This is a genomic window from Mesorhizobium sp. M7D.F.Ca.US.004.01.2.1 (genome assembly GCF_003997785.1).
Classification (GTDB): Bacteria; Pseudomonadota; Alphaproteobacteria; order Rhizobiales; family Rhizobiaceae; genus Mesorhizobium; species Mesorhizobium loti.
Genome location: NZ_RZRQ01000385.1, coordinates 1 through 5064 on the forward strand (window position 1 = coordinate 1; position 5064 = coordinate 5064).

Genomic DNA, 5064 nt, shown 5'->3' on the forward strand with positions numbered 1-5064 from the left:
CTCAGTGACCGCGCCAGAGTGCTCGGCGACGGGGGTTATGAACTGCAGAATGGAAACCGGATATCGTTCAACCAATGGTACCGGGCAAGCTGGGTCGACATGCACGTGGACCTGCTGACACAGATCACGGAGGATACCGGCATCCTTTGGGGATTTGGGACCGGAGAAGCGGGCGAGAAGTATCGGATCGAGCCCAGCCTCAAGCTTGGTTTCCTCACTCAGATGCATCCGAGTGCCAACAGCACTCTTTCCTTGTCGCTCACCACGACCGTCGGCGGCAATCTCACCGAAAAGTCCTGCCAAGCCGACTATGGTGTTTTGGGCACCTACGGCGTCAATTGCCGGCTCGCTGCCAGCGAGATGGCGCCGGAGGAAACCTTGAAATATCTGGTTAACGCTAAACCGGAGAGGCAGCATCTCTGGCTGAACTACCGTGTTACCTTCTAATCGCGAGGGGGCGTGCATGAAATGTCACCCAGCTGCCGGAAAGTCGCGATAGTGCGTCCTAGCTCTTGTTTGAACCGGGGTAAGAACATGTCAAATAATCGTTGGAAGTTCGGTGTCGCCACGGCGCTCGCCCTTCTGCCGGCATCGATGGCGGCGGCGCAAGACGCTGTTGGTCCCGATCCGCTGTCGGCGCTTTGCGTCAGCGATCAATCGAGCGCTTCCATCTGTCTGAGCGCTACCCTGCCTACAACCCCATCGCAGACTGTGCAAAACTGGATGAGCCCCGATGTCGGTGCCGCCTGGCGTGCTGGCTACAAGGGAAAAGGCGTCACGATCACGATCGTCGACGACTTCTCCAGCACATCGCGCTTCTCAGGTAATTTCGGCGTCGGAGTTCAAACCCAGCGGCACGGCGAATGGACGCGCGAGGAAGCCAGCATGATTGCGCCCCTGGCAACCATAAGGTCGAAAGACTTCTCCACAGCTTCGTCCGTCACGCTGGCGCCGGGCCTGAACGTGCTCAATCTGAGCTATGGCATGTACGCCAAGGCGGGCTACAGCGCGAACCAGATCGGATGGAGCGCCGAGGAAGCTTCCATCATCTCCTACGCCACCAAAGGAACGGCGGTGGTTTCGAAGGCCGCGGGCAATGACTCGGTTGCCGTGGGCGGTATCACGGGCGGTCAGCAGGACTATCTCGACCTCGCTTTGATCGGAAAGACGTCCGCGATTTTCGTCGGCGCGCTCAACGCGAACGGCACAACGTCAAACCCGACCGGGATGGCCTGGTACTCCAACACTGCCGGCTCCAATCCGCTTGTGCAGAGCCATTTCCTGGTCGTAGGGGTCGCGGGGGACAAGACAGGCCTTTACGGCACCTCCTTCGCCGCACCGATCATTTCCGGTTACGCGGCGATCGTGGGCAGCAAATTCACCAAGGCAACGCCGACCCAGATCACCAACCAGTTGCTCAATACGGCCCGGACCGACACGCTGATTGGCTATAGCCCCTCGGTCTATGGCAAGGGCGAGGCAAGCCTTTCGCGCGCCCTGGCTCCCGTATCGATCAAATGAACGGTACCGCCATTAAGGGCGAAGTGCTTCCGCGGCGCGTTCAAGCAACGCGCCGCGATCAGACGTAAATCCCGCTTCAACCCATTCCGCTTCCAGATTCCTGAGGATTTCGCCAAGTTTCGGCCCTGGAGTTGCACCGAGCGCAGTCAGATCGGCACCTTTCAGCGGAAACAACGGCTTTTCCCATTTGGCGGCGAAGGCAAGCAGGCGCGAAAAGCCACCGGCTTCGAGCAACGCCGCATTGTCCTCGACGGCGCGTACCCTGGCTGCCGCGAGCGACAGCCGCAGACGGTCGGCAAATCCCTGCCGGTCGCCCCGATAGAGCCTTTTCGCCAGCTCGCTCTCGGTCGTCTTCGGCTCGACGGCGGTGGCAAGCGCCCAGTGGCGCAGGCGATCCGCTTCAGCCGTCGAAAATTTGAGTCGCTCGGCGAGCACCTTCATACGCGCCGCATCCGGCGGCACGATCGCCTCCAGCCTTAACAACGGATCAGCCGTCCAGCCCAGATCCTTCTCAGCCTTGGTCAGCCCGTGGATCGCGTCGATGCCCCATTTCTCGCTTTCCGGCAGTGCGGCGGTCAAAACACTGGCCTGCCGCATCCAGAGCAGCGCCCGCGAGGGATCAGGCGCCGACAAAAGCTTCTTCAGTTCCGACCAGATGCGCTCGGCCGAAAGCTGGGCCAGCCCTTCCTTCAGCCGGGCACAGGCCTTCAGTCCCTCGGCATCCGGCCGGCCATCGCCATACCAGGCGAAGAAGCGGAAGAAGCGCAGGATGCGCAGGTAATCCTCGCGGATACGCGCTTCCGCATCGCCGATGAAGCGCAGCCGGCGCGCCTCGATGTCGGCGATGCCGCCGACTAGGTCGACAATCCTGCCATCGGCCTCGGCATAAAGCGCGTTGATGGTGAAGTCGCGCCGCTCGGCGTCGAGCTTCCAGTCGCGCCCGAACGACACCTTGGCCCGCCGCCCATCGGTCTCGATATCGGCGCGCAAAGTGGTGATCTCATAAGGCTTGCCACCGGCGACAACCGTGATCGTGCCATGCTCGATGCCGGTCGGCACCGCCTTGAAGCCCTCCGCCTCGGCGCGGCGGATGGTTTCCTGCGGCAAACACGTGGTGGCGATGTCGATGTCGGCGACCGGCTGGCCCATCAGCGTGTTGCGCACCGCACCGCCCGCGACACGCGCCTCTTCACCGCCCTCGGCCAGTGCGGCCAGCAGGCGCTGCAGATGCTTGTCGGTAAGCCAGTCGGCCCTGCCCGCGATCGAGACACTCACGCATAGAGCCTTTCATACAGCGTACGGATGATGCCGGCGGTGACGCCCCAAATGCGCCGGTCGCCATAAGGCATGTCGTAGAAGAACCATTCGAGATCGTTCCACATGCGGCTGTCGCGCTTGTGGTTGACCGGGTCCATCAGAAAGCGCAGCGGCACTTCGAAGGCGGCGTCGACCTCGTCGGCGTTGAGCACCAGCTCAAAACCCGGCCGCACGATGCCCAGCACCGGTGCGATGCGGTAGCCGCTGCCGGCGACATAGTCGGGCATGCGGCCGATGATCTCGATGCGATCCGGGGCAAGGCCGATCTCCTCGAAGGTCTCGCGCAACGCCGCCGCTTCCGGACTGGCATCGGTCGGGTCTATGGTGCCGCCGGGAAAGGCCACCTGCCCCGAATGGTTGCGCAGCTTTTCAGCTCGCTTGGTCAAAAGAACCGTCGCATCGCCCTCATGATCGACCACCGGGATCAGCACGGCCGCATCGCGCAACGCCTTGCCCTGGTGAAGGCGCGGATGACCCGGATTGAAGCGATGGTCGCCATAGTCATCACCGGCATGCGCATCCGGCTGCGCCGCAAAGCGCGCGCGAAAATCCGCTGATGAAAACGGCGCCGGCGACATCTGGTCCATCACGCGCTCAGCCGCTTCAACTGGTCCGCCGGCATGATCGGGAACACCGCGCCTTTCGAGCGCACGGCAAACATCGTCTTGCCGCCGATCTCGATCTCCTCGCCATACCCGACCAGCTCATACATCACCGGCCGCGCCACCAGCGCCTCCAGCCGGCCGCGCACCAGCACATAGGGCTTCAGGCCACCGGTCTCGTGCTCATCGACAAAGCGCAGCGGCCGCTCCGGCCCGGCCTCGACGACATCGCCGACATTGGTGCGGAAGGTGATGATCCGCGCGTCGCCGTCACCCGAAACATCCATCTCGACGGCGATGAAGGGCGCATCGGCGACGCGGATGCCGACTCGCTCCACCGGCGTCACCAGATAGGTCTTGCCGTCCTCGTCCTTGCGCAGCACCGAGGAGAAAAGCTGCACCAATGGCATGCGGCCGATCGGCGTGCCCAGATAGAACCAGGTGCCGTCGGCTTTGATCTCCATGTCGAGATCGCCGCAAAAGTCCGGATTCCAGCGCTCGACGGGTGCCGCGCCCTTGCCGGCGCGGGCCGCGCGCGCGATCAGCGCCTCGAGCCCCCGCGCCTCGGTGGCATCAGTCAGGCTTTCTTCACGATGTTCCAAGGGTCCCGTCATGGTCACGAAATAGTCACTGTTGTTCCGCTTGTCAGCCTAAGTCTGTGATTTAAGTTCAAATGCAGACGCTAGGCGAGGCCGAATCGCGGCAGTCATGGTATGCTGCAGGCTGGTATTTCCAACCACGAGGATCGATGCGGCATGAGCGTGATGGTCAAGGAAAGCCCGATCAGCGAGAAGGACATGATCGCCGAGGCCGAGAAGGCGCTGGCGGATATTTCCAGAATCCGCGACGGGGTCGGCCGGGTCATCTTCGGCCAGGAGAGCGTCGTCGAGCGCACGCTGGTGGCGCTGCTGGCCGGCGGCCATGCGCTGCTGGTCGGCGTGCCGGGCCTCGCCAAGACCAAGCTGGTCGAAGCGCTGGGCATCGTGCTCGGCCTCGATTCGCGCCGCATCCAGTTCACGCCGGACCTGATGCCGTCGGATATCCTCGGCTCCGAAGTGATGGAGCAGGACGAGATCGGCAAGCGTTCCTTCCGCTTCATCTCCGGGCCGATCTTCGCCCAACTTCTGATGGCCGACGAGATCAACCGCGCCTCGCCGCGCACCCAGTCGGCGCTGCTGCAGGCGATGCAGGAATACCATGTCACCATTGCCGGCGCCCGCTACGACCTGCCGGCGCCCTTCCACGTGCTGGCAACGCAGAACCCGCTGGAGCAGGAAGGCACCTATCCGCTGCCCGAGGCCCAGCTCGACCGCTTCCTGATGCAGGTCGACATCCTCTATCCCGAAATCGAGGCCGAGCGCCGCATCCTGCTGGAGACCACCGGCATCGAGGACGCCAAGGCCCAGAACGTACTGCAGCCGGCGCGGCTGAAGGAAATCCAGACGCTGATCCGCCGCATGCCGGTGCCCGAAAGCGTCGTCGAGGCGATCCTCACGCTGGTGCGCTCGGCGCGTCCCGGCCAGGGCAATGCCGAGACCGACAAGCATGTCGCCTGGGGCCCCGGCCCGCGCGCCAGCCAGGCGCTGATGCTATGCACAAGGGCGCGCGGGCCGGGGCCCCAGGC

Annotated in this window: 6 protein-coding genes; 3 read left to right on the forward strand and 3 right to left on the reverse strand. The window is 63.5% G+C overall.

Annotation, left to right across the window (positions count from 1 at the left end):
* Together EN993_RS31035 and EN993_RS37465 are read left to right on the forward strand one after the other, a co-directional pair.
* Positions 1–447: hypothetical protein (locus EN993_RS31035; protein ID WP_127265677.1), on the forward strand; the 447-nt coding region annotated here is incomplete at its 5' end.
* A 276-nt stretch (positions 448–723) separates the two neighbouring features.
* Complete coding sequence (locus EN993_RS37465) at positions 724–1521, forward strand: S8 family serine peptidase (protein ID WP_245469019.1); 798 nt, start codon at positions 724–726, stop codon at positions 1519–1521.
* A gap of 12 nt (positions 1522–1533) precedes the next feature.
* On the opposite strand, the gene EN993_RS31045 is transcribed toward EN993_RS37465, so the two are convergent.
* Genes EN993_RS31045 through EN993_RS31055 form a run of 3 tightly spaced genes read right to left on the reverse strand, consistent with a single transcriptional unit; the run spans position 1534 to position 4054 of the window.
* Positions 1534–2796, reverse strand: coding sequence for a CCA tRNA nucleotidyltransferase (locus EN993_RS31045; protein ID WP_127265678.1), 1263 nt, complete (start codon positions 2794–2796; stop codon positions 1534–1536).
* On the reverse strand, positions 2793–3425 hold the full coding sequence (locus EN993_RS31050; RefSeq protein WP_109659713.1) for a CoA pyrophosphatase: 633 nt from the start codon (positions 3423–3425) through the stop codon (positions 2793–2795). The genes EN993_RS31045 and EN993_RS31050 overlap by 4 nt, the downstream gene beginning before the upstream one ends.
* Positions 3425–4054: a DUF1285 domain-containing protein gene (locus EN993_RS31055; protein WP_127265679.1), complete on the reverse strand. Its 630-nt coding sequence runs from the start codon at positions 4052–4054 to the stop codon at positions 3425–3427. Before EN993_RS31055 ends, EN993_RS31050 begins: the two co-directional genes overlap by 1 nt.
* Positions 4055–4195: 141 nt before the next feature.
* Between EN993_RS31055 and EN993_RS31060 the strand changes: the two genes are divergently transcribed.
* A partial coding sequence (locus EN993_RS31060; protein WP_127265680.1) for a MoxR family ATPase occupies positions 4196–5064 on the forward strand: 869 nt, incomplete at its 3' end.

Coding starts and splice junctions, on each gene's coding strand:
- EN993_RS31050 (WP_109659713.1), bottom strand. CDS start 3,425: ATGGACCAGATGTCGCCGGCGCCGTTTTCATCAGCGGATTTTCGCGCG.
- EN993_RS31055 (WP_127265679.1), bottom strand. CDS start 4,054: ATGACGGGACCCTTGGAACATCGTGAAGAAAGCCTGACTGATGCCACC.
- EN993_RS37465 (WP_245469019.1), top strand. CDS start 724: ATGAGCCCCGATGTCGGTGCCGCCTGGCGTGCTGGCTACAAGGGAAAA.